Raw genomic sequence first — 26,346 nt, 5'->3', positions numbered from 1 at the left:
CCGCGCTCAGACGCCGATGTCGCGGCCGTCCTTGCGGTACACCGCGACCACGGACGGGCGGACATACGTGCCCGGGCCGTCGGGCCAGGTGCTCGCGGGCTTCTCGACGGTGGCGCCGTCGATCTCGCCCGGGTGCTGGACCGCGACCAGGACACGGCGGTCCTGGACGATCGGGCCGCAGGTCTCGGCGCCCTTCGGCATGGTCAGGAACTGCTTCAGCTCACCGCGCCGGTCACCCTTGGTCGCGACGCCGAACAGACCGTCGTGGAAGCCGAGTTGGGCACCGTCGGTGGAGATCCACAGGTTGCCGTACCGGTCGAAGGCCACGTTGTCCGGGCAGGAGATCGGGCTGACCTTGTCCTTCGGGAAGCCGGCGAAGTAGGTCGCCGGGTCCTTCGGGTCGCCGGCGACCAGGAACAGCGACCAGGCGAAGCTCGTGCTCTCCGGGCGGTTCCAGCGCTCGGTGAGCTCCAGGACGTGGCCGTGCTTGTTGGCGTTGCGCGGGTTGGCCTCGTCCGCCTTGGCGTTCGTACCGACACCGCGGTTGGAGTTGTTGGTGAGGGCGACGTACACCTTGCCGGTGTGCGGGTTCGGCTCGATGTCCTCGGGCCGGTCCATCTTCGTGGCGCCGACCTTGTCACCGGCGAGGCGCGTGAAGACGAAGACCTCCTCGGCGGTCATGCCCTCGACGTGCGAGACGGCACCCTTCGCGGTGGCGGTGCCCAGCGGGATCCACGTACCGCTGCCGTCGAACTCGCCGTCGTTCGGCAGCTTGCCCGTGCCGTCTATCTCGATCGCCGGGGAGTCGCCGGTGAGCTTGGCGACGTACAGCGTTCCCTCGTCGAGGAGCGTCAGGTTGTGCTCGCGGGCCCGGCGGCTGTGGCCGTGGGCCATCCGCTTGCTGCCGACGAACTTGTAGAAGTAGTCGAAGCGCTCGTCGTCGCCGGTGTAGACGACCGGGCGGCCGTCGTGGGTGAGGCGGACGGTCGCGCCCTCGTGCTTGAAGCGGCCGAGCGCGGTGCGCTTGCGGGGCGTGGAGGTGGGGTCGTACGGGTCGAGCTCGACGACGTACCCGAAGCGGTGAACCTCGTTCGGCTCCTTGGCCACGTCGAACCGCTTGTCGAACAGCTCCCACTTGCGCTCGGAGGCGGCGGTGCCGACGCCGTACCGCTTGTCCGTCGCCCGGCTGCTGTTGGCGAAGTACTGGTTGAAGTTCTCCTCGCCGTGCAGCGTCGTACCCCAGGGGGTCTCGCCGCCCGCGCAGTTGTTGAGCGTCCCGAGGACCTTCGTGCCGGTCGGGTCGGCGGAGGTCTTGAGGAGGTCGGACCCGGCGGCCGGACCGCTGACCTTGAACTCGGTGGTGGCGGTGACGCGCCGGTTGAGGTGATGACGGGGAACGGCGGTGAGCTTGCCGCTCTTGCGGTCCTCCTCCACGACGACGACGGACAGGCCGTGCGCCGCCCAGGCGGTCTCGACCTGCTCGCGGGTGGGCTTGGTGGCGTCGTAGCCCCTGAACATCAGGATCTCGTCGGTGTACTCGTGGTTCGCCACGAGCAGCTGACGGCCGGGCTCCGGCAGCGGAAGCAGGCCGAGGTAGTCGCAGTTGTAGCCGAACTGGCCCGCCTGCGCCTTGGCGCTCTGCTTGTCCGGGTCGAAGGCGGGGGCGCCGCGGAGGATGGGCTCGCCCCAGCTGATGACCACGTTCTGGGCGTAGCCCTCCGGGATCGTCACGGTGTCGGCGGTGTTCGGCGCGACAGGCGTGAACCTGAGGCCGCGCGCCCCCTTACCGTTGCCCTTCTCGTACGCAGCGGGGGCCGCGCCCTCGCCGGTCTGTGCGGCGGCCTCCGGGGCACCGGCGCCGATGACCGCACCCCCGGCTGCCGACGCGACCGTCACCACGGCGGCGGCCCGCATCATGGAACGGCGGCTGAGCGCACCGGCGATGACATCGCCGACGTACTCGTTGGTGGTGGTGTTGGGCACCTCATGGAAGCAGGCGTCACCACACCGGAATCTACAAGTCATCGCCGAACGGCCACCGGGGTGCGAGCCGGTCGAGCCGATCAGTGGCAGCAGGTTGCGCACGGTCCCTCCCAATATTTCCTGGGTCGGCCGTGACGCTAGGGGCACGCGCGTTCGGCAACACTGCCGACAGGTGAACACAGAGTGAATCTGGGGGAGTTGAACGGGCGTTGGCGGGGTGCTGACCGTGCGCCGACGTCGGCGGTTCAAGTTGAGATCTGGTCGAGGCCTGATCGAGTTCTGGGCCTGAAGTAGATCTCCAAATCTGGCGGCTAACCTTACGTGTCCGTCCTGGCCAGGGATTGACGGAAACAACTCATGTGAAGGGTTGCGCTCATGGGCATTCTCAACCTCCTGCGAAACGCATTCGGAAAGTCACGCAAGGGGCGTACGTCCGAGGGTGCCGATGTGCCTGCGGCAGCTGAGCGGGAGGCTTCGGCCTCGGTGCCGGCTCCAGCTGCAGAGCCGGCACCGGTGACTCCGGCGTCGGAGCAGACGGCTTCCGAGCCGGTGCCTCCGGCGGCTGAACGGACGGCTCCCGAGGCGGAGGCTTCGGTGCCGACACCGGCACCGGCACCGGCACCGGCGGCTGGGCCCAAGGGCTCCGCTGTGGATGACCTGGTGTCGGCGGCGTTCGACAACGTTTCGGTGCCGGTGCCTGCGGCGCGAGAGCAGGAGCGTGAGGCTGAGCCGGAGGTGAAGCCGGAGCCTGCTGCGGAGAAGGCCCCGGTGGCAGAGGCGGAGCCCGAGGTTGAGGCTGCCGCTGAGGAGCCGGCGGTCGAGGCGGCTCCCGAGCCGGAGCCTGCGGCGGCTGAGGCGGAGCCGGCGCCGGTCGTCGAGCCGGAGCCCGAGCCGGAGGTGAAGCCGGAGCCTGCTGCGGAGAAGGCCCCGGCGGCAGAGGCGGAGCCCGAGGTTGAGGCTGCCGCTGAAGAGCCGGTGGTTGAGACGGCTCCCGAGCCGGAGCCTGCGGCGGCGGAGCCGGAGCCGGCGCCAGTCGTCGAGCCGGAGCCCGAGCCCGTTGCGCCTGAGCCCGAGCCGGTTGTCGCTGAGGCGGCTCCGGAGCCCGAGCCGGAAACCGAACCCGCGCCCGCCGCCGAGGCGACACAGACACCCGCGCCTGAGGCGGAGCCGGAGCCCGCCGCGGCCAAGGCGACACCGGAAGCCGAGCCGGAGGCCGAAGCCAAGCCCGCGCCCGAGCCGGTCGCCGCCGAGGCAACAGCGGAAGCCGAGTCCAAGCCTGAGCCCGTCGCCGCCGAGGCGACCCCAGCACCCGCGTCCGCGCCGGAGGCCGGACCGGTCGTCGCTGAGACGACCCCCGAGTCCGCGCCCGCGCCGGAGGCGGTCGTCGCAGATGTCAGCCCGGAGTCCAAGCCGGCCGCTGCCGCTGCTGAGGTAGCCCCCGACGCCGAGCCGACCCCGGTCGCCGCCCAGGCGGACGAACCCGTAGCCGCCGACGGCGATCAGGCCCCACAGGGGCCACCCGCATCCGACGCCGTTCCTGCCGACCTCCTCACCGCCTACAAGTCGGCCGGCGCCACCCTCAAGAAGCTCAACCTCACCGGCACGACCGCCAAGGTCTACCTCGTCCTGGACCGCTCCGCGTCCATGCGCCCGTACTACAAGGACGGCTCCGCCCAGGCCCTCGGCGAGCAGGCCCTGGCTCTCGCCGCCCACCTCGACCCCGAGGCGAAGGTCCACGTCGTTTTCTTCTCCACGGAACTCGACGGCACCGGCGAACTCACCGTCACCGACCACGAGAACAAGATCGACGACCTGCATGCAGGGCTCGGCCGCATGGGCCGTACCAGCTACCACGCGGCGGTCGAGGAGGTCGTAGGCCACTACGAGAAGTCCGGCGCCAAGGACCCCGCCCTCGTGATCTTCCAGACGGACGGTGCCCCGGACGCCAGGACCCCCGCCACCCAGTCCCTCACAGACGCGGCGAAGAAGCACCCCGCCGTCTTCTTCTCCTTCGTCGCCTTCGGTGACCCGGAGAACAAGGCCTTCGACTACCTCCGCAAGCTCAAGACGGACAACACGGCCCACTTCCTGGCCGGCGAAACCCCGCGCGAGCTGACCGACCAGGAGCTCTACGAGGGCGTACTGGCGAACTGGCGCCCGTAACCGGACGGAAGCCCACCCGGCACCACCCACGCGCACCACCCAGGCCGTCCGCTTCCCACCCGTGAAAACGGGAGGCGGGCGGCCCACCCATGTCAGCTACGATTTCAAGGTTCCATAGACGACCCCGAAGACCTCACAGTCACTGTCGTCACCCTCTGTAGCGACTTGGGAGCAGCCCCCGATGGCTCGACACCTCATCACCAGCGCCCTTCCGTACATCAACGGGATCAAGCACCTGGGCAACATGGTGGGGTCCATGCTCCCGGCGGACGTGTACTCCCGCTACCTCCGCCAGCGCGGCCACGACGTCCTCTACATCTGCGCGACCGACGAGCACGGCACCCCGGCCGAACTGGCGGCCAAGGAGCAGGGCATCCCGGTCGACGAGTTCTGCGCGCAGGCGCACGACCAGCAGAAGGCGATCTACGACGGCTTCCAGCTGGCCTTCGACTACTTCGGCCGCAGCTCCTCCCCGCAGAACCGCGACATCACGCAGGAGATCGCCCGCGAGCTGAAGGCGAACGGCTTCATCGAGGAGCGGGCGATCCGCCAGGTGTACTCGAACGCCGACGGCCGCTTCCTCCCTGACCGCTACATCATCGGCACCTGCCCGCACTGCGGCTACGACAAGGCCCGCGGCGACCAGTGCGAGAACTGCACCCGCGTACTGGACCCGACCGACCTCATCGAGCCTCGCTCGGCGATCAGCGGCAGCAGCGACCTGGAGATCCGCGAGACCAAGCACCTCTTCCTCCTCCAGTCGGCGCTGGCCGGCGAGGTCGAGGCCTGGGTCGACGAGCGCGCCGACAGCTGGCCGGTGCTGGCCTCCTCCATCGCCCGCAAGTGGCTGACGGAGGGCCTGCACGACCGCGCGATCACCCGTGACCTGGAGTGGGGCGTGCCGGTCCCGGCCGACACCTGGCCGGACCTGGCGGCCGAGGGCAAGGTCTTCTACGTATGGTTCGACGCCCCGATCGAGTACATCGGCGCGACGAAGGAGTGGGCGGACAAGGACCCGGAGAACCGTGACTGGCGCTCGTGGTGGTGGGAGTCGGAGGCCGACGTCCGCTACACCCAGTTCATGGGGAAGGACAACGTCCCCTTCCACAGCGTGATGTTCCCGGCGACCCTGCTGGGCACCCGCGCCCCGTGGAAGAAGGTCGACGTCATCAAGGCCTTCAACTGGCTGAACTACTACGGCGGCAAGTTCTCCACCTCGCAGCAGCGCGGCGTCTTCACACACGACGCGCTGGAGATCCTGCCCGCCGACTACTGGCGCTACTTCATGATGGCGAACGCCCCGGAGTCGGACGACTCGTCCTTCACCTGGGAGCACTTCACGGCCACGGTGAACAAGGACCTGGCGGACACGCTGGGCAACTTCGTCAACCGCGTCCTGTCCTTCTCCCGCAAGCGCTTCGGCGACGACGTCCCGGCGGGCGGCGAGCCCGGCGAGGCGGAGGCCAAGCTGGGCCAGGAGGTCGCCCGTCTCCTCGCGGAGTACGAGGAGCAGATGGAGGCCATCCAGTTCCGCAAGGCGGCGGCGGCCCTGCGCGCGCTCTGGTCGGCCGGCAACTCGTACCTCGAGGAGAAGGCCCCCTGGCTGGAGATCAAGACCAACCCGGAGGGCGCGGCCCTGACCCTCCGCACGGCCATGAACCTCATCCACCTCTACGCGGTCATCTCCGAGCCCTTCATCCCGTCCTCGGCAAAGGCGATGCGCTCAGCCTTCACGCTGCCGGACGACACAGCGGTGTGGGTCAGTCCGGAGGAGGCCCACGCCTTGACCGCCGTCCCCGAGGGCACCCCCTTCACGGTCCCCCCGGTCCTCTTCGCGAAGATCACGGACGAGGACCTGGAGACGTACAAGGAGCGCTTCGGCGGCGCAGCCGAGTAACGAGCGCAAGGGCCCGGTTACGTCATACGACGTAACCGGGCCCTTGCGTTTGAAGGATCAGCTTCCTGAGGCGTACGCGACGAAGTCCGCCCACGCGGTCGGCGCCAGCGCCAGCTGGGGGCCTTCGATGTTCTTGGAGTCGCGGACGTGGATAGTGCCGGGGGTGCTGGCGAGTTCGACGCAGGAGTCGCCTTCAGTGCCGCTGCTGTAGCTGCTCTTGAACCAGTCCAGCGCCACTTCGACGCAGTCGTTCGGGTTGCTGGTGTCGCTGTAGCTGCTCTTGAACCACGCCAGCTCGGAAGTGTCTCCGGCAGAGGCTTTGCGGATCATGTGTCTCCCAGCAGGTGTTCGATGAAGCCGAGTGACTCCCGTGCGGTCAGAGCCTCGGCTCGGATGATGCCATAGCGCAGTTCGAGGATCCTCAGCTGCCTCGGGTCGGAGACGGGACGGCCGCCGAACTCGTCGTCCATGCGCCCAACCGCCGTTCCGTCCCCGAACTTCAGCACCTGGATCCGTCCTCCCGTACCAGGGTGGTCCCAGCGGTCCATCGGCATCACCTGAATTTCGACGTTGCGCAAATGCGCCAGTTCCAGGATGTGTTCGAACTGCCTACGCCTCACCATCTTGCCTCCGACCGGGCGTTTCAGCGTCGCCTCTTCCAGGACGAAGCTGATCTCGGGGGCAGGTGAGCGCTGGTAGATCTCCTTCCTGGCCATGCGCGCGGCCACCGCTCGCTCCAGTTCCTCCTCCGGGGGCGAAGGCCGCCGCGTTCTCAGCAACGCCCACGCGTGTTCCTCGGTCTGCAAGAGGCCGTGCAGGGCATGGCTGCCGTACGAGAGAAGCTCGACCGCCTGCGCCTCCAACTTGGCCAGATCTCGAACCTTCTTCGGATACCGGACCTTCGCCACATCCTCCTTCATCGCCGAGAGCAACCCACCCGCCCCCAACGCCTCGTCCGCCTTGTCCAGGAACTCTGGCCGGGGAATCCTCTTCCCGCCCTCGATCTTGTAGACCAGGTCCTCCCCGTAGCCCACCGCCGCCCCGAACTCGGCGGCCCGCATCCCCACCGCCTCGCGCCGCAGCCTGAGCTGCCGCCCCACGGTCGCGACGACGGCCACTCCCCAGTCGTCGTCCGGGTCGACCTCCCAACCCGGCTCATCCGCCTCGCTCTTGAGCCGTCGTACCCCGCCGTCCACCGACATACCGCGCCCCTCCGTCGCACTCCGTGCCGCAACGCCCGTACCCCTACGGCCGGTTCCGACAGCCCGGACAACAGCGGACAAGCTCCGGACAGTCACCGTACGCATCGGCGTCGTCACTGTTCACGGTAGGCATGCACAGCCACGCTCAGTGATGTGAACAAGGAAAACTCCACCCAACTCGACACGCCAGCCCGCCACTTCAGCGTTCTGCTGTCCCCGACCCCACGCGGCGCTCGCCTCGCCCGACTACTCGCCACCGAGTGGCTGCGCACCTGGGACCTGCCGTACGGCATCACCGAGACCGCCGCGCACCTGGTCGCCGAACTCGCCGCGAACGCCGCCACCCACGGCCGCGTCACCGGCCGGGACTTCCGCCTCGCGCTCCTGGCCCGCGGTGAAACCCTCCGCATCGAGGTGACCGACACACGCGGTGACAACCTCCCGGATCCTCAACTCCCGTCCCCCGACACCGAGTCCGGACGCGGCCTGCTCCTCGTCGAAACCCTCGCGGACCGCTGGGGCGTCGAACTGGGCCCCGTCCCGCGCAAAACCGTATGGGCAGAACTCGACCTGACACCGCGCTCACCGGATCCTGACGCCGTGTGTTCCGGCGGGCCTGGCGCTCTGCCCAAAGAACCACGAGAGGGAAAGAAACCTCACCAAGCCCCACCCCTCCCTCCCACGGCGGGCGCTCACTCGCGCGAGTGAACATCGCCAACTCGGCTGGCTTTGGGATGGGTTGCCTGATCTACGCTCAGCGCGACAACAGCAGACATGCGACGGCCCCCGCCGGGACGGCAATCCCAGTGCGAGGGCCTGACCACCGAGGAAGTAGAGCCCTTCCTGATGGATACGCAGAACCCTAGCGTGCAGCCGCACGCCCAGACCCGTACCACGGGCAAAAACCACCCGCACCGGAACGCCCATGCGGGCGGCGTAATCCACGACAACTCCCGCCATAACACCCGCTTCACGGTGATCGGCAACCACCTCGCCCAGCACCCGGAACTGTCCGCGCTGGCCATCGGACTCGCCGTCCACATCCAGTCGCTCCCCACCGGCGCCCGCGCCGACATCAAGACCCTCGCCACCCGCTTCCCCGAGGGCCCGACCCGCATCGCCGCCGCCCTGCGCGAACTGGAGACCCACGGCTACCTGCGCCGCACCCGCGAACGCACGGAGGGCGGCCGGATCGTCACCCGCACGGTCTCCTGCAACCAGCCGGGCCGGCACGGGGACCCGACCGACGACGCACCCGAACCCCCGGCCAAGCCTCCGGCCCGGCGGGCGGCCGAGCAGCGGAAGAACCCCCCACGCCGCGCCCTCCCTGCCGTACCGAAGCCCGCGTACGCCGCCCCGGCCCTCCTCCAAACGGCCATCGACGTCCTAGCCGGCCTCCGCCGCGAAGACCCCCGCCTGCTCCTCTCCGCCACTGATGCCGAACACCTCGCCCCCGGCGTAGCCGCCTGGCTGGAACGCGACCTCACCCCCACCGCCGTACGCCAGGCCCTGACCACAGGCCTCCCACCCGATCCCCTACGCCGCCCAGCCGCCCTCCTGGCCCACCGCCTCACAGCCCAACTCCCGCCCCTCCCTCCGTACCGCACCCCCGAACCACTCCCAACCGTCAAGCACCCCCTCCGCAACTGCGACGGCTGCGACCGCGCCTTCCGCTCACCCGATCCGGGCGCACGCTGCCGCGACTGCCGCGAGCTCCGTCCACCCGCCCTCACGGCCGTCTGACGAAACGCCGCAGACTCACCCCTGCGGGTGAATATCACCAACTGGGCTCCATCTGGGGCGTGTTGCTGTCTTACGCTCGCGACAGAACTTGCCCATGGCATGTGCCAAAGGTGACTTCCATCAGCTTCCGTCCGCCCCCTCCCACAGGGAACCCTCATGGTCAGCTCGCCCCACGAGGCGATGCACCGCATCTTCCAAGACCACCCGGGTCTCTTCTCCGGGGTGTCCGAGGTGCTCGGCGTCCGCTTCGCCCCTCCCACCTCGGTCACGATCCTGCCGACCGACCTCACCGAGACCCGCCCGCTGGAACGTCGCGTCGACACGTTGCTGAGGCTGGAGACGGAGGGCGAGGAGCCGCTTCTCCTCGCCGTAGAGGCCCAGGGAAAGAAGGATCCGCACAAGCCCGCGAGTTGGGCGTACTACGCCTCGTACCTGCTCACGAAATACCGGCTGCAGCCGATGCTGCTGGTCGTCTGCCAGGACCGGGCGACCGCCGAGTGGGCAGCGCGTCCGGTCACCTTCGGGCCTCCGCAGTGGCCCTTGCTCACCCTGCGCCCGCTGGTCGCGGGCCCGCACAACATGCCGGTGATCACCGACCCTGACGAGGTCCACAAAGACCTCGCCCTCGCCACACTGTCGGCGATCACCCACGGCAAGAACCCGGACATCGAGGCCATACTCAAAGCAGTGACGGCCGTTCTGCAGGACACTCCGGACACCGTCAAGAACCCCGTCATCGAATTCATCTTTCAGGGCCTGGGCAAGCTGCCCGCCGCAGCACTGTGGAGGAAACTAGTGGCCGTGGACCTTTCTTTCTACAAGTCGGCCATCTTTGAAGAAGCACGCGACGAAGGCCGGGCACAGGGCCGGGCGCAGGGCCAGGCACAGGGCCAGGCGCAGAGCCGCGCCGAGGACATCCTGGACGTCTTCGATGTGCGCGGCCTCGACGTCCCCGAAGCCGTCCGCGAACGCATCACCAGCTGCGACGACCCCGAGACCCTGCGCCACTGGCACCGGCGGGCCGTCATCGCCCGCTCCGCCGACGAGATCTTCACGGACGAGTAGCCACGGAGGTCGGCGGAGACCCCTGCCCGGCTGAACACCCTCGTGAGCGTCTACGTCGTTGCAGGCGTCGTCGAAGTCAGCACCCCGATCTTGTCGATGCGGTGTTCGGGGTTGCCCTTGTCGTCGCGCCAGAAGTTTCCGGCCGCGTTGTCCTCGGGTGTCGCGCAGGTGGAGATGGTGATCATGGCCTCGGTGGGCTGGCGGCCCGGGTGGCCCGGGACGGCGGCCCGTTGTTCGGCCAGCGAGCGCTCGGAGCGGAAGGACGTGCTTCTGGTGTCGGTGATCTCGTACTCGTAGACCGTCCCGCCCGCCGTGACGGTCACCGTGTCCCCCTCGTCGAGAGACGGAAGCTCACGCAGGGGTCCGCCGGCGGAGAGGCGATGTGCCGTGACGAGGTAGTTCCCGACGTCGCCGGGGCCTACGCCACCACGGCTGCCGTACGGGCTGGCGGCAACGCCCTCGTTCTGGATGCGTGTCCCCGGCCAGTCGTCGGTCGTCCCCTCGTACGGGACGACCCGGAGGTCCTTGAGGCCGATCTCCGGGATGGTGAGCGACGCGGTCCGGACCCGGGTGCTGGGCTTGGAGGGAGTCGGCGTGGGAGAGGGGCTGTCCCGTGAGGGCTCGGCCGGGGTGGTCGTCGACTCGGTCGCCGTGGACGGCGGACTCGGGGCGCGCGCGTCAGCGCCTGCGTCCGCGCTGCCGGTTGAGCAACCGACGAGCACGGCGACGACAGCGCCCGAAAGCGCGACGGAGAAAGCTCGGGAACGGGACATGGCACTCGGGACCGGTAGCCGGGAGTCAACGCAGAGAACAACGCGCAGAACGGACCAGGCGTTCCCCGCTCACGGCCCCCGCCGCAGAAGGCCGACGTGAAAAGCGTGAACACTCTCCGGGAGAGTGTTCACGCTTTTTGCAACGTCGGCGCCGACCACATCGAACACCGCCTTCGACGCTCGCTCCGTCGCAGCGCCGTTCGGCAACTGTCGCGAACCGTCCAACGTCAAAGCCGGCGGAAGCGCGCGTCCCATCCGCTTCCAGTGCGCGGGCTGCGGTACCGGCCCGCCGACCGTTCCTGCTTGCCGGCCATCGAGGAGCACATCAACTCTCTGCGGACCGACCGGTTGGCCCTGGGATCTGGTGGGAGCAATCACACGGCCGTAACGGTGGTTGGGCATGACCGGTGTGACGATTCCGCCGCTTGGAGGGTGCGAGTGCTGGGCGACTCGCCGCAGACGGTCCAACGCTCGCGTCGAAGAGACACGGCACTCCTATGGTCGCGACATCACTGTGAAAGCGCTGCCGCCTTGGCGTGCGTCGCATGGATATGGAGGTCCGGTTGCGAAAGAGACGCATCACATCTGCCACCGCCGGCTGGTGGCTTCGGGTCGGAATCACCTTGCTCGGACTAGTCATTGCGGCCGGGCCGTCGACATCGATGGCTGTGGCGTCGCCCACGCCACCAGTTCCCGGCCAGACGGAACCGTTTGTCCAAGTCTCCAAGAATCGCTCGGACAACGTCTCCAACAATCGCTCGGACAGCGTGTCGAGTGCGAGAACCGGGGCATCGGAATCGACAGCCGAGCCGTCGCCACCACCCCCCAGCCAGACGGGGGACACCTTCGTCACCAATTCTGGCTCGAACACCGTCTCGGTGGTCGACAGCACCAACAACACCGTCGCCGCCACCATCCCCGTCGGCATTAGCCCGACGGGCGTGGCGATCGCCCAGGACGGCACCCGCGCCTACGTCACCAATAATGTCTCGAACACCGTGTCGGTGATCGACACCACCGACAACACCGTCACCGACACCATCCCCGTCGGCAGCAACCCGACGGGCGTGGCGATCACCCCGGACGGCACCCGCGTCTACGTCACCCACGTCGGCTCGAACACCGTGTCGGTGATCGACACCACCACGACCCCCGACACCGTCATCGCCACCATCCCCGTCGACTTCGGACCGTATGGCGTGGCGGTCGCCCCGGACGGCGCCCGCGCCTACGTCACCAGTGCTGGTGGCTCGGACGTGTCGGTGATCGACACCACCACCAACACCGTCACCGCCACCATCCCCGTCGGCGACAGCCCGACGGGCGTGGCGGTCACCCCGGACGGCACCCGCGCCTATGTCACCAATAATGTCTCGAACACCGTGTCGGTGATCGACACCACCACCAACACCGTCACCGACACCATCCCCGTCGGCAGCAACCCGGCAGGCGTGGCAGTCACCCCGGACGGCACCCGCGTCTACGTCACCAATGTCGTCTCGAACACCGTGTCGGTGATCGACACCACCACCACCCCCGACACCGTCATCGCCACCATCCCCGTCGGCGCTGGCCCAATGGGCGTGGCGGTCACCCCGGACGGCACCCGCGTCTACGTCACCAACCTCGACTCGGACACCGTGTCGGTGATCGACACCACCACCAACACCGTCACCGACACCATCCCCGTCGGCGACAGCCCGTTTGGCGTGGCCATCGCAACCTCCTGACGAGAGCGACGAGGAGGGAGGCATTCTCAGCCCTCCATCGCGGTCGCCGTGCCGCCGCTGACCGTGTGCCCCCGCCGCAGAAGGCCAACGTGAAAAGCGTGAACACTCTCCGGGAGAGTGTTCACGCTTTTCGCAACTGCCTGCCCCCGCGGAGGGGATCAGGACAAGGTCAGTGAAGAATCCCCGCACCCGTCGTCTTCAGCAGCCCCACCGGCAGGCTCTTCGCCGAGGTCTGGAGGCCCGCCGTCAGCGTCGGCTTCCAGTTCACCGTCGTCTTGATCTTCTTCGACGACGCGGAGTTGTACGCCGCGACGATGTCGCACGCCTTGCCGTTGACGAGGTTGCCGCTGCCCGCGACCGAACCCGTGCCGTCGCCGCTCAGCAGCTTGTTGATCTTGCCGCCGGAGGGCACCGTCCAGGCGTTGTGCTCCGCGACGACCTGGGCCTTTGCGCGGGAGTCGAGGCTGTACTTGGGGGCGTAACCGTTGACGGTCGTCGTGTCGTAGAAGTTGTTGTAGAGGTGGATCTGGCCGATGCGGGCCAGTGGGGCGCGCTGGGCGATGCCCTTCCACACGTTGTGGTGGATGGTGACGCGCAGCTTGCCCTTGGTGTCGGAGTCGCTGCTGCCGATCAGCATCGTCTTGTCGTGGTTGGTGAACTTGTTCCGCTCCACGGTCACCAGGTCGGAGCCGTTGGTGATGTCGAGGGCACCGTCGTGGATCTGGTATTTGCGGCCGAAGTGCGTCTTCAGCGACTTGTCGAAGTTCGGCGCGTCCGTGAACGTGTTGTGGTCGGCCCAGACGTTCGTCGCGCCGCGCAGGGTCACCGAGTCGTAGTTCGAGTTCCACTCGCCCGAGGAGCCGTCCGTCGGGTCCCACTGCGGGAAGCAGTCCTCGGTGGCGGAGAAGGTGAGATTGCGGATGATGACGTTCTTCACGTCCTGAACCTGGAGGCTGCCGCCCTTGATGCCGGCCTTCGTGCCGGGGACGCCCACGATGGTGGTGTTGGCGGGCACCTTGAAGACCATGTTCTTCTTCTGCTTGGTCTCGGCGGCCTCGCGGGCCGCCTCCTGGGTGCCGGACGGCATCTTCTTGCCGTACGTCTTCGGGTCGTACGCCTTGAGGTAAGCGGCGAGCGAGTAACCCGTACCGGCCGCGTAGTCGGCGCAGCTCTTGCCGCCGTTCGCGTCGATCGTGCCCTTGACCTTGATGATCTTCGGCGTGGAGTCGGAGCCGTTGCCCAGCGCCTTCGCCAGCTGGGCGCGGGTGCTGACGTGGTAGACGTGCGCGGAGCCGGCCTTCGAGCCGCCCGTCGTTCCGGAACCGCTCGCCGCCCAGCCGTCCTTGGCGGGCAGCGACTGGCGGGCCAGCTCGACGGGGGTCGCGTTCGCGTTCATCACGAAGGAAACCGCGCCGAGCCCGGCGGCCGCCACGGCGGCGGCAGACACCAGCGCGGTGCGCCACCTCCGAAGGGACCGGCGGTGGGAAGTGGATGCCACGGATGAGTCCTTACGGGGTTCAGGTGCACGCGATGCGGAACGTGCACGAGGTTCTTGGAGCCCTGCGCGAACGGGGCTCCTGACTCATCTGTGGTCACGGGCGTAAGGAAGGTTGCCGTCAAGTGGTGTAAACAGGACGGGCGTTGGCCTCATCTCCAGCCAATCGCCGCGGCAAGTACCGCGACGTTCACGCCGAGGAAGGCGGCGACCAACCCGGGTAACGGGGGCCGGGCGGAAAACCGCTCGCCCGTCAGCACGTACTCAGGGCACCATGCGCCCATGCCCAACGCCGGACCACCGACCTCAGCCGTACGCGTGCCCGCACCGATCGCCGAACTGGCCGGAGACCGGCCGCTACTGCCCGTGTGGCAGAACCAGTTGGGCGGCCTGACCTTCCGGATCGGTGCCGACGGTGGTGAAGGGCGGCTGTTCGCCAAGTGGGCGCCGACGGGCTCCGGCCTGGACCTGCCCGCCGAAGTGGAACGGCTGCGCTGGGCCGGGAAGTTCACGCCCGTACCTCGCGTCCGAGAGTACGGAGCCGACGATGACGGAGCCTGGCTCGTCACGTACGGACTGCCCGGCGAAAGTGCCGTCACTCCCCGGTGGCAGGCGGATCCCGCCACGGCCGTACGAGCCTTGGGGGCGGGGCTGCGGGCCCTGCACGACCAACTTCCCGTGGGCGACTGCCCGTTCAGCTGGTCCGTCGAGCACCGTCTGGAACGCGCCCGGCGGTCGGGCCTCGACGTACCGTCCGACCTGCCCGAACCCCCGCCGGTCGACCTCCTCGTCGTCTGCCACGGCGACTCCTGCGCCCCGAACACCCTGCTGCACGACGACGGTTCCTGGTCCGCCCACGTGGACATGGGCACCCTGGGCCTCGCCGACCGCTGGGCCGACCTGGCCGTAGCCACCTGGAGCACCGAGTGGAACTACGGCCCGGGCTGGGACAACACCCTCCTCGACGCGTACGGCATCGCTCCCGATCCGGGGCGAACCGAGTTCTACCGGCTTCTGTGGAGCGTCACGTGAGCTTGTAGCCGGCAGGCGCTGGTAGCCGGGGTGCGCCGGTAGCCGGCGGATCAGCGCCTCTTGAACTCCACCGGGCCGCCGTTCATCTCGACAGCGCCGTCCTGGTGGAGGACCGGACGGCGTTCCGTCATACGGCCGCTGTAGGCCTCGATGTGGTGGATGGCCGCACCGTCGGGGTCGGTGAAGTCGACGAGGGCGATGGCGACCCAGTAACGGGTCTTGGTGTTCTCGAAGAGCGGCACGGTGACGGTGGAGCCGCGGCCGTCCGTGACGACGACCTTCGCGCCGAAGCTGCGGAAGGAGCCGAATCCGTTGCTGACGGCGGAGTACGCGCAGAGCAGGACGTAGCCCTGCTCGTCGGGGCGGACTATGCGGACGGTTTCGCAGCCGGGTACGCGCGCATCGCCGTCCAGGCAAATGAAGGGCCGGTTCTTCACCGAGCCGAGGCGCTTGTAGTAGACGGCACCGCGCGTCGTGTCCCCGTCCTTCCCCTGCCCCTTTCCCTTCGTCACCGTGCCCTTCGCACCGGCGGGCCCGTTCGCTTCGGGGCGGAACGGCTCTCCCTGCGGCACGTGGCCGGACTTGACGAGGGTGCCCGGTGTCTTCACGCCCCGTATGGCCTTCGAAGCCGGTACGAACAGGGCGTACAGATCGAGGTCGGCGCCCCTCTTGCGCCGCTGCTCACTGCCCCCGTCCCACTCCAGCGACGCGGTGACGACCAGCTCGCGGTCCCCCTTGTCCAGGCTGATCGAGGCCTGCCCGCCCTTGTCGAGGCTGATGGTGCCGAGCGGGGGCTTGACCAGGCTCGGGGCGGGGGTGGGGGTGGGGGCGGTCACCGGAGGAGCGGTCGCTGTGGCGTCGTACGACGGTTCCTCATCGGCGGCCTCGGGCTCCTCCACCCGTACGCCGTAGTCGGTGGCCAGGCCCGCGAGCCCCTCGGCGTACCCCTGACCGATGGCGCGGAGCTTCCACGCCTCGCCCCTGCGGTAGATCTCCAGCAGAAGCACGGCCCGCTCGCCGTCGGTGAGGTCCGGAAGACGGAACTCGATGGGCTCGGCGCCGTCCTGGACGGCACGCATCCGCACCTCCTTCACCTCGCGGAAGGTGCGCGCCACATCGTCGGGATCGCAGCTGCCGACCAGCACGACCCGGTCCACGTCAGCAGGCAGGGCGGCCGGGTCCACCTCGATACGCTCCGGGCCGCCGGGGTCGGCAGCGAAATGTCGCACCGCGCCCGCCTCGGCGGAGGGCTGGTTGTAGAAGACCATGTCGTCGTCGGACCTGACCTTGCCGTCCGCGCCGACCAGCAGTGCGCTGAGGTCGACCGGCTCCCCCACGCTGTGCAGTTCAGCGGTGACACGCCCCGCCCCCAGAGCCGTATTGCCACCCTTGCCAAGCTCAGCCATGCCCGGCCACCCCCACCTGTGCCGTACCCCACCCGACTTACGGTCCGGCCACCTTGCCACACGGCACCACTGGAGAGGAGCGCCCCGGCATTAACCGCGGGCCGGGAAGCACGCCCCCGTCGTCGCGGAAGCTCCAGCAGGGCCCCGGTGACGGGTCCGGAACCTGGGGGAAGGTTCCGGACCGTGGCGCGCGAGCCGTACGTCCGTCAGCTCGCAGTCGGATCAGGTCGCCGGAGGGGCGGCGGGCATCAGCTCGCCGAAGCGGACGCCGACGCCCCCGGCTGGGCCGAGTCGTCCGTGCCCGTGTTCGTCGCTTCCGGGTCCACGCCCACCGTGATGGTGCCGATGACGCCCTTGGCGATGTTGTCCTTCTTGTACTTCAGCTTGAGCAGACCGCCCGTCGTGCCGCTCTGGTCGTAGATCGTGTCCTCTTCGAGCGTCGTGCGCTCCGTCGTCGACGTCGAGTACGGCTCGACCTCGGCGGAGGCGAGCACGGACTCCTCGTCGAAGAAGAACTGGCCGGTGTGGCAGGTGTTGCCGCCCTCGTAACCGGCGTCGGTCCACTCGCCGCTGACGTGCACCTTGGTGTGGATGTGGACACAGCGACCCCGGTACCAGCCCGGGAAGACCGTCTTGAAGGTGACGAAGCCCTGCTTGTCCGTCCGCCATGTGCCGCGCAGATAGCGCTCGTCGTCGGTGGGCTCCTCATGGACGCCACCACCGCCGCCCTCCGGCGGGGAGCCCGTCGGCGTACCGGACGGGACGTCGGAGGGTGTGCCGCTGGGCGGCGTACCGCCACCACCGGTGGAGGCATCCTCGTAACCGGAGTAGATGCCCAGCGCGTCGCAGTGCCAGATGTCGACGGCCGCGTTCCGGACCGGCTTGCAGCTCTCGGAGTCGATCACCTTGATGCGGAGGGTCATCGGGATGCCCTCCTTGTCCTCGGTGATGTCGCGGCGGATCTTGTCCGCGTCGATGTAGTACGGGCCCTCGGTGGTCTCGGAGGTGAGCTTGTAGCACTCCTCCGCGGCGCTGCCGGCGGCCTTCGCGGTGGCACCCTTGCCCGTGCTGGTCGTCTGGCCCGCGTTCGCGGTCGCGGCGATACCGCCGCCGACGCCCACCGCGGCCACGGCCGCGCCACCCGCCACGACGACCTTGCGTCGCGTCATGTTCCTTTTGTGCTTCGGCTGTTGAGTCTTGTGAGTCTCGGTCCCAGTCATGGGCAGGACGTTAGGGACGGTGTCTGTCAGCAACATGGGTACGGACTGTGGGATTCCACGTGCCTCTCACAGGTTGCCCGCACACGCGAAAGCGGCCCGGAACCGGCGTCGGTTCCGGGCCAAAGTCCGGTGCGGTACCGCGCCCCTAAAGGAGGCCGCAGGCCTTCCTTTAGGGGCGCGGGGAACTGCGCGACCAGCCCCCACCGGCCCGCAGGTGAATCACTGCGCCACCAGCGGAGCTACTTCGGCTGCGGCTTCCGTACCGAAAGGTGCAGCTCCCGCAGCCGCGCCTCCTCCAGCTCCGTCGGCGCGCCCATCATCAGGTCCTGGGCGTTGCCGTTGAGCGGGAAGGCGATCGTCTCGCGGATGTTGGGCTCGTCGGCCAGGAGCATCACGATCCGGTCGACGCCCGGCGCGATGCCGCCGTGCGGGGGCGCGCCGAAGCGGAACGCGCGGAGCATGCCCGCGAACTCGCGCTCGACGGTCTCCGCCTCGTAGCCCGCGATACCGAAGGCCTTCAGCATGATGTCCGGCTCGTGGTTCCGGATCGCGCCGGAGGACAGCTCGACACCGTTGCAGACGATGTCGTACTGCCAGGCCAGGATGTCGAGGGGGTCCTGCGTCTCCAGGGCCTCCATACCGCCCTGCGGCATGGAGAAGGGGTTGTGAGAGAAGTCGATCTTCCCCGTCTCCTCGTCCTTCTCGAACATCGGGAAGTCGACGACCCAGCAGAAGCGGAAGACGTCCTCCTCGAAGTGACCCGAGCGACGAGCGGCCTCGACCCGCACCGCACCCATGATCTTCGAGACCTCGTCGAACTCACCCGCACCGAAGAACACCGCGTGACCGGCAGCGAGAGACAGCCGCTTCGTCAGCTCCGCGACGTTCTCCTCCGTCAGGAACTTCGCGATCGGACCGGTGAGTGAGCCGTCCTCAGCAACCCGCACCCACGCCAGGCCCTTCGCCCCCTGCGAGACGGCGTAGTCACCGAGCTGGTCGAAGAACTTACGGGGCTGCGAGGACACGTCCGGCACCGGCAGCGCCCGCACGTGCTTGCCCGCGAAGGCCTTGAACTCCGAGCCCTCGAAGATGTCGGTGATGTCGGCCAGCTCCAGCTGGGCCCGCAGGTCCGGCTTGTCGGAGCCGTACTTCAGCATCGCCTCGCGGAACGGGATCCGCGGGAAGGGGGAGGTGACATGGCGGCCGTTCCCGAACTCCTCGAACAGCTCTGTCATCAGCTGCTCGATCGGCTGGAACACGTCTTCCTGCTCGACGAAGCTCATCTCCACGTCGAGCTGGTAGAACTCGCCCGGCGAACGGTCGGCGCGCGCGTCCTCGTCGCGGAAGCAGGGCGCGATCTGGAAGTAGCGGTCGAAGCCGGAGATCATCAGCAGCTGCTTGAACTGCTGCGGGGCCTGCGGAAGGGCGTAGAACCTGCCCGGGTGCAGACGGGACGGGACGACGAAGTCGCGGGCGCCCTCGGGCGAGGTGGCGGTGAGGATCGGGGTCGCCAGCTCGTTGAAGCCGAGGGTCGTCATCTTGTTACGGATCGCGGAGATGACCGCCGTACGCAGCATGATGTTGCGGTGCATGCGCTCGCGGCGCAGGTCCAGGAAGCGGTACTCCAGGCGCCGCTCCTCGTTCACACCATCCTCGGTGTTGATCGTGAAGGGCAGCGGGGCGGCGGCACCGAGCAGCTCGACCTCGCTCACCTCGACCTCGACCTCGCCGGTCGGCAGGTCCGGGTTGATGTTCTCGGCGCCGCGCGAGACGACCTGGCCGTCGACACGGACGGTCGACTCCTTGGAGAGCTTGTCCAGCGCCTCGTACGCGGCCGTGCCGGGGCGGGCGACCAGCTGCGTGATGCCGTAGTGATCGCGCAGATCGATGAAGAGGATGCCGCCCAGGTCGCGCCGATTGTGCAGCCAGCCGCTCAGCCGGACGTCGCTGCCGACGTCAGAGGCGCGGAGCTCGCCGCAGGTGTGGGACCTGTACCGATGCATCGTCGTTCATCCAGTCTTCGCGGATCGGGGTCTGTGCGTCACGGCCTATGTCACGGCCTGTGTTGTCACGGTCTGTGTTTCACGTGAAACACAGACCCAAGCGTACCGGGGAGCCAAAGCCCGCCTCCCCACCATTACGGGCGGGTCACGACCATCACAGGCCTGTCACGGTCCGGCCCTCCGAAGGGTGGCCTTTTCACCTTTAGTGGCTTCTCACGATCACCTCTTCCTACAGTGGCCCAATGCGCACTGGTGAGCCCCTGCCCGCCGTGGGGGACGTCCTGGCCGCCCTCGCGACCGGCCTGTGGCGTTGGGACAACGCGGCCGAACTGGTCACTCTGGATGCCGAGGCCGCACGGCTGCTCGGACTTCCCGCCGAGCCGATCACGCTGTCGGAGGCCGGCGCCCGCGCCCGCTTCCACCCGGTCGACTGGAACGAGGTCAAACCGGTCGTCCAGCTCGCCGCCTCCGAGGGCACCATCGCCGAACTCCGGATGCGGGTCATGGACGGGCAGGGGCGCGTACTGCGTACGGTCCGCAGCCGCTCCAAGCCGTCGTACGACCAGGAATCGCGCTCCTACCAGCTGGTCGGCACGCTTCAGGAGGTCTCGGAGCCACCGCCGGGCGCCGCCGCCCGCACGCCTGTCACCGGTGACTGGCGCCGCTCCCGCGAGGCGTTCCTGCTGGACGCCGGGCGCGCACTGGCAGAGGCCCGGTCCACGGCGGAGGTGCTGCGGGTCGCGGCCGGCCTGTCGATGCCCGGGTTCTCCCCGGACGGCCTGGCCGTCTACGGCACTCAGGGCGACCGGCTGACGCTCATCGGCCACCACGGACACCAGTCCGACGACGAGGGACCGTCCTCCGCGATGTCCGTGGACACGGACCATCCCGCCGCGGAGGTCGTACGCACCGGCCGTGCCGTCTATCTCTCCTCCCCGAAGGACTACCGGAAACGCTTCCCCGCCTGGTGGCCACTCGCCCAGGGTTTCGGACGGCAGTCGTGGGCGTTTCTGCCGCTCGTCGTCGCGGGCCGCACGATCGGCGCGTGGATGGCGGCCTTCACCTATCGCGTCTCCTTCACCCCCGACGAACGCTCCGTCCTCACCACCGTGGCCCGCATGCTCGCGCAGGCCCTCTCACGCGCCGGTGCCGCCGAGTCCGAGCGCGAGCTGACCGACGGCCTCCAGCGCTCCATGCTGCCCAACCTTGGGCCGCAGATCCCGGGCATGACGGTTGCCGCGCGATACGTGCCCACCGGTGGCGGGCTCCAGGTCGGCGGCGACTGGTACGACATGATCCCGCTCCCCGGAGGCACCTCCCCGACGCAGCCCGGAGGAGGCAGATTCGCCCTCGTCATCGGCGACGTCCAGGGCCATGACGTACGCGCCGCCGGATTGATGGGCCAGCTGCGGATCGCGCTCAGGGCGTACGCCTCCGAAGGGCACCGCCCGGACGCCGTGCTGTCGCGCGCCTCGCGGTTCCTGTACGGGATGACGTCCGACGAGGAGGCCGCCGACCTGCGCTTCGCGACCTGCCTGTACGTGGAGGTCGACCCTGCGACCGGCGTACTGGACATCGCCCGCGCCGGGCATCCGGACCCGGCGATACGGATGGCCGACGGGACTGTACTGACCCGGCCGACCGCGGGCGGACTGCCGCTCGGCATCGACCCGGACGCGGACTATCCGACGACACGGCTCGCCCTGGAACCCGGCGAGACCATGCTGATCTGCACGGACGGACTCATCGAGACCGGCGGGCACGACCTCGACACGGGCTGGCTCAGGATCCGCAAGATCCTGGAGAGCCACGACGGCGAGCAGAGCGACCTGGAGGCGCTGGCCGACGCACTGGTCCAGGCCGTGCACGGGCCCTCCTCGCACCACATGACCGGGCCGCTGGTGGACCGCCGCGAGGACGACATCGCGGTTCTGCTGCTGTGCCGGCAGGGGGAGGGCTGCGGCTGCGGCGAACCCCTGGCAGCACGGACCTCCGTACGCCGCACCGTGCTGACCGTGGCACAGGCGGAGCCCGAGCGGGTCGCGGACGCCCGCAACCAGCTCCGGGAACTGCTGCACGACTGGGCGTCCGACGACCAGATCGACTCGGCGGTGCTCCTGGTCTCGGAGATGGTCACGAACGTACTCGTGCACACGGACGCCGAAGCGCTGCTCGTCGCCGAGATGACGGGCGAGGCGGGCTCCCGCCGGATCCGGGTCGAGGTCACCGACCGGAGCGACGCCCTTCCCCACAAGCGTCAGCCCGGAGAACTGGCGTCCTCCGGGCGGGGCTTGATGCTCATGGAGCTGCTCTCGGACGCCTGGGGAGTGGACCCGCGGGGCGAGGGCAAGAGCATCTGGTTCGAGCTCTACGAACCGGACGGCACCGGCGATCTCGTCGAGACGATCACCGGTACGTGATCAGAGGTACTGGCCGTCGTCGGCGCCTGTCGCCGACACCGGCCGCACCTTGACCGCGACGACGTTGGAACAGTTGACCAGCGCGGCCCCACTGTCGGCGCCGTCACGGCCGTTCAGCTCGAAGCGCAGGGTGTTCCCCTGCTCCAGCGCCATGGTGACGCTGTCCACCGCCGACTCCAACGACTCGTAGTCACGGCTCCTGACAGCCAGCGGCTCCCCGACGACGGGATGGAACACGAGGTGGAACTCCGGATTCTCCTGCGCCATGCCCGTCGTCCTTCCGTTCCGTACGGTCAGAGACCGCCCTCGGTCATCCCGTGCACGGCCGGAATCGTACCCAGCCGTCCCTTCTGGAAGTCGTCGAAGGCCTGCTGCAGTTCCTCGCGGGTGTTCATCACGAACGGCCCGTAGTGCGCCATCGGCTCACGGATCGGCTGCCCACCCAGGAGGACGACCTCCAGGTCAGGCGTGTGAGAGTCCTGCTTCTCGTCCGCACGGACGGTCAGCGAGGATCCGGCGCCGAAGACCGCGGTCTGCCCCAGGTGGATCGGGCGGCGCTCCGCGCCCACGGTACCCTTGCCCGCCAGCACGTACGCGAGGCCGTTGAAGTCCTCACGCCAGGGCAGGGTGATCTCGGCGCCCGGCGCCAGCGTCGCGTGCACCATCGTGATCGGCGTGTGCGTGATACCGGGACCCTGGTGACCATCCAGTTCACCGGCGATGACGCGCAGCAGTGCACCGCCGTCGGGCGTGCTGAGAAGCTGCACCTGACCACCACGGATGTCCTGGTAGCGCGGGGCCATCATCTTGTCTCTGGCCGGGAGGTTCACCCACAGCTGGAGGCCGTGGAAGAGCCCACCGGACATGACGAGCGACTCCGGCGGCGCCTCGATGTGGAGCAGCCCCGAGCCCGCGGTCATCCACTGGGTGTCGCCGTTGGTGATGGTGCCGCCACCACCGTTGGAATCCTGGTGGTCGAAGATCCCGTCGATGATGTACGTGACGGTCTCGAAGCCGCGGTGGGGGTGCCACGGCGTGCCCTTCGGCTCCCCGGGCGCGTAATCCACCTCACCCATCTGGTCCATCATGATGAACGGGTCGAGGTACTTGTAGTTGATTCCGGCGAAGGCCCGGCGGACCGGGAAGCCCTCGCCTTCGAAGCCGCTCGGCGCGTCGGTCACCGCCAGCACCGGGCGGGCCACCGCCTCGGCCGACGCCACCACACGGGGCAGGGTCAGCGGGTTCTCGACGGTCACTGCAGGCATGTCGGTACCTCCTTGTGCTCCGAGTTTAGTTGATTGTTGAACTTCCTGCTACCCGGAACAGAGAACGCCCGGAGGGAATTCCCTCCGGGCGTCGCGCGGTGTCGGGGCACCTCAGCCGTACATTCGGCGCATCGCGAAGTCGACCATCTGCTCGACCGCCTTCGCGTCGAAGACCATGCGGTGCTCGCCCTCCATGTCGAGGACGAAGCCGTAGCCGGTGGGGAGCAGGTCGATCACCTCGGCACCGGTGATCACGAAGTACTTGGACTCCTTGCCGGCGTACCGGCGCAGCTCCTTGAGCGAGGTGAACATGGGGATCACGGGCTGCTGGGTGTTGTGCAGCGCGAGGAAGCCGGGGTTGTCACCGCGCGGGCAGTAGACCTTGGACGTGGCGAAGACCTGCTGAAAGTCCTCGGCAGAGATCGCCCCCGTGGTGAACGCGCGCACCGCGTCCGCGAGCGAGGGCGGCGACGGCTCCGGGTACAGCGGTCCGCTCTGCGGCCCATACCCTCCGGGCTGGGGCGGCGGCTGAGGCTGCGCATACTGCTGCTGGCCGGGGCCCGCGGTCTGGTCGTAGCCGTACATGGGGGCCAGAGTAGCCGTTGCCTCCGGCGGTTGGGCCGGGGCGTCATCCGGGAGGGGGAGGTTCGGTTCGTGGGTGAGTGCGGGTTCAACGTGGCTTGTCGCGCCCGCGGCGGAGCCGCTCATGTCACAGCCGCGTGCTCCTGAACCACCTGCGGCTCCACTCACCCGCGGGCCACCATGGACCCGCGCTTGTTCACCGGCGGAAGCCCACCATGCACCCCCACCCGAAAACCGACCCAACCCTCACAAAACCACCCCGTCCGAACCTGGAGGGTTAACTCACACTTGAGCCGCTAGGGGTTGATTCTTATTACCCACGGGTAGCATCATCGTGGCTACTTGCTGGTACACGAACCTAGGTCCGAGGAATCACACCTCACCCGATCCCTTAACGGAGCCGTCGCCATGGGGCACTACAAGTCGAATCTCCGCGACATCGAGTTCAACCTCTTCGAGGTGCTCGGGCGCGACAAGCTGTACGGCAGCGGCCCGTTCGCGGAGATGGACACCGAGACCGCCAAGAGCATCCTCGAAGAACTGACCCGACTTTCGGAGAATGAGCTGGCGGAGTCCTTCGCGGACGCGGACCGCAACCCGCCGGTCTTCGACCCGGAGACCAACACCGCGCCCGTACCCGCCAGCTTCAAGAAGAGCTACAAGGCCTTCATGGACTCCGAGTACTGGCGGCTCGGCCTGCCCGAGGAGCTCGGCGGCACGACCGCCCCGCCGTCCCTGATCTGGTCGTACGCGGAGCTGATCCTGGGCTCGAACCCGGCGGTCTGGATGTACTCCTCCGGCCCGGCGTTCGCCCGCATCCTCTTCGACGAGGGCACCGAGGCCCAGAAGAAGATCGCCCAGATAGCCGTGGACAGGACCTGGGGCTCGACCATGGTGCTCACCGAGCCCGACGCGGGCTCGGACGTGGGCGCCGGGCGCACCAAGGCGGTTCAGCAGGAGGACGGCTCCTGGCACATCGAGGGCGTGAAGCGGTTCATCACGTCCGGTGAGCACGACATGGAGGAGAACATCCTTCACTACGTGCTGGCCCGTCCCGAGGGCGCCGGTCCCGGCACCAAGGGCCTCTCCCTCTTCCTCGTACCGAAGTTCCTCTTCGACTTCGAGACCGGCGAGCTGGGCGAGCGCAACGGCGTGTACGCGACGAACGTCGAGCACAAGATGGGCCTCAAGGCCTCCAACACGTGCGAGATGACGTTCGGCGACCGGCACCCCGCCAAGGGCTGGCTGATCGGTGACAAGCACGACGGCATCCGCCAGATGTTCCGGATCATCGAGTTCGCCCGGATGATGGTCGGCACGAAGGCGATCTCCACGCTGTCGACGGGTTACCTGAACGCCCTCGAGTACGCCAAGGAGCGCGTCCAGGGCCCGGACCTCGCGAACTTCATGGACAAGACCGCCCCCAAGGTCACCATCACGCACCACCCGGACGTCCGCCGCTCGCTGATGACGCAGAAGGCGTACGCGGAGGGCATGCGCGCCCTCGTCATGTACACCGCTTCGATCCAGGACGAGATCCTCATCAGGGAGGCCGCGGGCGAGGACACCGCCGCCCTCGAGGCCCTGAACGACCTGCTTCTGCCGATCGTGAAGGGTTACGGCTCCGAGAAGGCGTACGAGCAGCTGTCGCAGTCGCTGCAGACGTTGGGCGGCTCCGGCTATCTGCAGGAGTACCCGATCGAGCAGTACATCCGGGACGCCAAGATCGACACCCTCTATGAGGGCACCACCGCGATCCAGGGCCAGGACTTCTTCTTCCGGAAGATCGTCCGCAACCAGGGCGCGGCGCTGAACTCGCTCGCCGAGGACATCAAGAAGTTCCTGGCGATCGGTACGGGTGGCGAGGAGCTGTCGGCGGCCCGCGAGCAGCTCGCCAAGGCGGCCGTCGATCTGGAGGCCATCGTCGGCCTGATGCTCACGGACCTCGCGGCGACCGAGCAGGACGTCAAGAACATCTACAAGGTCGGGCTCAACACCACCCGCCTGCTGATGGCCTCCGGTGACGTGGTCGTCGGCTACCTGCTGCTGAAGGGTGCCGCCGTCGCCGCCGAGAAGCTGGAGACGGCACCCGCCAAGGACAAGGCCTTCTACACCGGCAAGATCGCCGCGGCCAAGTTCTTCGCGGCGAACGTCCTGCCGGGCGTCACCGGTGCGCGCAAGCTCGCCGAGGGCACCGACCTGGAGCTGATGGAGCTCGACGAAGCGGCCTTCTAGGAACGCTTCCGTACGCTTCGGCACATACGAGGCGGCCTTTCCAGGAGCGTCTGCGTACATACCGGAGCCCTACCGGAAAGTCACCTTCCGGTCGGCAGCCCCCTCCACATACCCCTTACGAGGGCCCGTTCC

20 protein-coding genes are annotated in these 26,346 nt (G+C 68.5%); 9 read left to right on the top strand and 11 right to left on the bottom strand.

Features of this window, described 5'->3' with window-relative positions; genetic code table 11:
* Positions 1-6: 6 nt before the first annotated feature.
* On the bottom strand, positions 7-2,085 hold the full coding sequence (locus ACGFNK_RS39375) for a PhoX family protein (RefSeq protein ID WP_393424093.1): 2,079 nt from the start codon (positions 2,083-2,085) through the stop codon (positions 7-9).
* A 273-nt stretch (positions 2,086-2,358) separates the two neighbouring features.
* Between ACGFNK_RS39375 and ACGFNK_RS39370 the strand changes: the two genes are divergently transcribed.
* The gene (locus ACGFNK_RS39370) at positions 2,359-4,146 is read left to right on the top strand and encodes a VWA domain-containing protein (RefSeq protein WP_393424090.1); all 1,788 of its coding nucleotides are present in this window, start codon (positions 2,359-2,361) and stop codon (positions 4,144-4,146) included.
* Between the two features lie 181 nt (positions 4,147-4,327).
* Positions 4,328-6,043 carry a methionine--tRNA ligase gene (metG, locus tag ACGFNK_RS39365; protein ID WP_393424087.1) on the top strand — a complete coding sequence of 572 codons (1,716 nt, stop codon included), beginning with the start codon at positions 4,328-4,330 and terminating at the stop codon, positions 6,041-6,043.
* 57 nt (positions 6,044-6,100) lie between these two features.
* Here metG and ACGFNK_RS39360 read toward each other — a convergent pair whose 3' ends face one another.
* Positions 6,101-6,373 carry a DUF397 domain-containing protein gene (locus ACGFNK_RS39360; protein ID WP_393424084.1) on the bottom strand — a complete coding sequence of 91 codons (273 nt, stop codon included), beginning with the start codon at positions 6,371-6,373 and terminating at the stop codon, positions 6,101-6,103.
* A complete protein-coding gene (locus ACGFNK_RS39355; RefSeq protein ID WP_393424081.1) occupies positions 6,370-7,245 on the bottom strand; it encodes a helix-turn-helix domain-containing protein in 876 nt (291 codons plus the stop codon). Before ACGFNK_RS39355 ends, ACGFNK_RS39360 begins: the two co-directional genes overlap by 4 nt.
* Positions 7,246-7,398: 153 nt before the next feature.
* Between ACGFNK_RS39355 and ACGFNK_RS39350 the strand changes: the two genes are divergently transcribed.
* The 3 genes from ACGFNK_RS39350 to ACGFNK_RS39340 all read left to right on the top strand — a co-directional run bounded on the left by ACGFNK_RS39350 (position 7,399) and on the right by ACGFNK_RS39340 (position 10,053).
* Positions 7,399-7,953, top strand: a complete 555-nt coding sequence (locus ACGFNK_RS39350) for an ATP-binding protein (RefSeq protein WP_393424078.1) — start codon at positions 7,399-7,401, stop codon at positions 7,951-7,953.
* Positions 7,954-8,091: 138 nt separating this feature from the next.
* Positions 8,092-8,988 (top strand): helix-turn-helix domain-containing protein, encoded by an 897-nt coding sequence (locus tag ACGFNK_RS39345; RefSeq protein WP_393424385.1) that lies wholly within the window; start codon positions 8,092-8,094, stop codon positions 8,986-8,988.
* Between the two features lie 156 nt (positions 8,989-9,144).
* On the top strand, positions 9,145-10,053 hold the full coding sequence (locus ACGFNK_RS39340) for a hypothetical protein (protein WP_393424075.1): 909 nt from the start codon (positions 9,145-9,147) through the stop codon (positions 10,051-10,053).
* Between the two features lie 50 nt (positions 10,054-10,103).
* On the opposite strand, the gene ACGFNK_RS39335 is transcribed toward ACGFNK_RS39340, so the two are convergent.
* A complete protein-coding gene (locus ACGFNK_RS39335) occupies positions 10,104-10,826 on the bottom strand; it encodes a class E sortase (RefSeq protein WP_393424072.1) in 723 nt (240 codons plus the stop codon).
* Between the two features lie 545 nt (positions 10,827-11,371).
* Between ACGFNK_RS39335 and ACGFNK_RS39330 the strand changes: the two genes are divergently transcribed.
* Entirely contained in the window at positions 11,372-12,556 is a 1,185-nt protein-coding gene (locus ACGFNK_RS39330) for a beta-propeller fold lactonase family protein (RefSeq protein ID WP_393424069.1), read from the top strand.
* A 169-nt stretch (positions 12,557-12,725) separates the two neighbouring features.
* On the opposite strand, the gene ACGFNK_RS39325 is transcribed toward ACGFNK_RS39330, so the two are convergent.
* Positions 12,726-14,054 (bottom strand): polysaccharide lyase family 1 protein, encoded by a 1,329-nt coding sequence (locus tag ACGFNK_RS39325; protein WP_393424066.1) that lies wholly within the window; start codon positions 14,052-14,054, stop codon positions 12,726-12,728.
* Between the two features lie 279 nt (positions 14,055-14,333).
* Here ACGFNK_RS39325 and ACGFNK_RS39320 point away from each other — a divergent pair, with 279 nt between their 5' ends.
* Positions 14,334-15,083, top strand: a complete 750-nt coding sequence (locus tag ACGFNK_RS39320; protein WP_393424063.1) for an aminoglycoside 3'-phosphotransferase — start codon at positions 14,334-14,336, stop codon at positions 15,081-15,083.
* Between the two features lie 50 nt (positions 15,084-15,133).
* Here ACGFNK_RS39320 and ACGFNK_RS39315 read toward each other — a convergent pair whose 3' ends face one another.
* The 3 genes from ACGFNK_RS39315 to aspS form a co-directional block, all read right to left on the bottom strand.
* Positions 15,134-16,489, bottom strand: a complete 1,356-nt coding sequence (locus tag ACGFNK_RS39315) for a TerD family protein (RefSeq protein ID WP_393424060.1) — start codon at positions 16,487-16,489, stop codon at positions 15,134-15,136.
* 248 nt (positions 16,490-16,737) lie between these two features.
* Entirely contained in the window at positions 16,738-17,658 is a 921-nt protein-coding gene (locus ACGFNK_RS39310) for an intradiol ring-cleavage dioxygenase (protein WP_393424057.1), read from the bottom strand.
* Positions 17,659-17,948: 290 nt separating this feature from the next.
* Positions 17,949-19,712 carry an aspartate--tRNA ligase gene (aspS, locus tag ACGFNK_RS39305; protein WP_386339867.1) on the bottom strand — a complete coding sequence of 588 codons (1,764 nt, stop codon included), beginning with the start codon at positions 19,710-19,712 and terminating at the stop codon, positions 17,949-17,951.
* A 242-nt stretch (positions 19,713-19,954) separates the two neighbouring features.
* Between aspS and ACGFNK_RS39300 the strand changes: the two genes are divergently transcribed.
* On the top strand, positions 19,955-22,132 hold the full coding sequence (locus tag ACGFNK_RS39300) for a SpoIIE family protein phosphatase (protein ID WP_393424054.1): 2,178 nt from the start codon (positions 19,955-19,957) through the stop codon (positions 22,130-22,132).
* Here ACGFNK_RS39300 and ACGFNK_RS39295 read toward each other — a convergent pair whose 3' ends face one another.
* From ACGFNK_RS39295 to ACGFNK_RS39285, 3 genes are all read right to left on the bottom strand, one after another.
* Positions 22,133-22,399 carry a hypothetical protein gene (locus ACGFNK_RS39295; RefSeq protein WP_393424051.1) on the bottom strand — a complete coding sequence of 89 codons (267 nt, stop codon included), beginning with the start codon at positions 22,397-22,399 and terminating at the stop codon, positions 22,133-22,135.
* 26 nt (positions 22,400-22,425) lie between these two features.
* Positions 22,426-23,397 carry a pirin family protein gene (locus ACGFNK_RS39290; protein WP_393424048.1) on the bottom strand — a complete coding sequence of 324 codons (972 nt, stop codon included), beginning with the start codon at positions 23,395-23,397 and terminating at the stop codon, positions 22,426-22,428.
* Between the two features lie 111 nt (positions 23,398-23,508).
* A complete protein-coding gene (locus ACGFNK_RS39285) occupies positions 23,509-23,982 on the bottom strand; it encodes an SseB family protein (RefSeq protein WP_165338906.1) in 474 nt (157 codons plus the stop codon).
* 405 nt (positions 23,983-24,387) lie between these two features.
* Here ACGFNK_RS39285 and ACGFNK_RS39280 point away from each other — a divergent pair, with 405 nt between their 5' ends.
* Positions 24,388-26,214: an acyl-CoA dehydrogenase gene (locus ACGFNK_RS39280; protein WP_393424044.1), complete on the top strand. Its 1,827-nt coding sequence runs from the start codon at positions 24,388-24,390 to the stop codon at positions 26,212-26,214.
* Positions 26,215-26,346 lie beyond the last annotated feature (132 nt).

This window comes from Streptomyces sp. NPDC048825, assembly GCF_043198355.1.
Classification (GTDB): domain Bacteria; phylum Actinomycetota; class Actinomycetes; order Streptomycetales; family Streptomycetaceae; genus Streptomyces; species Streptomyces xiangluensis.
This window is presented reverse-complemented; position numbering and strand designations above follow the sequence as displayed.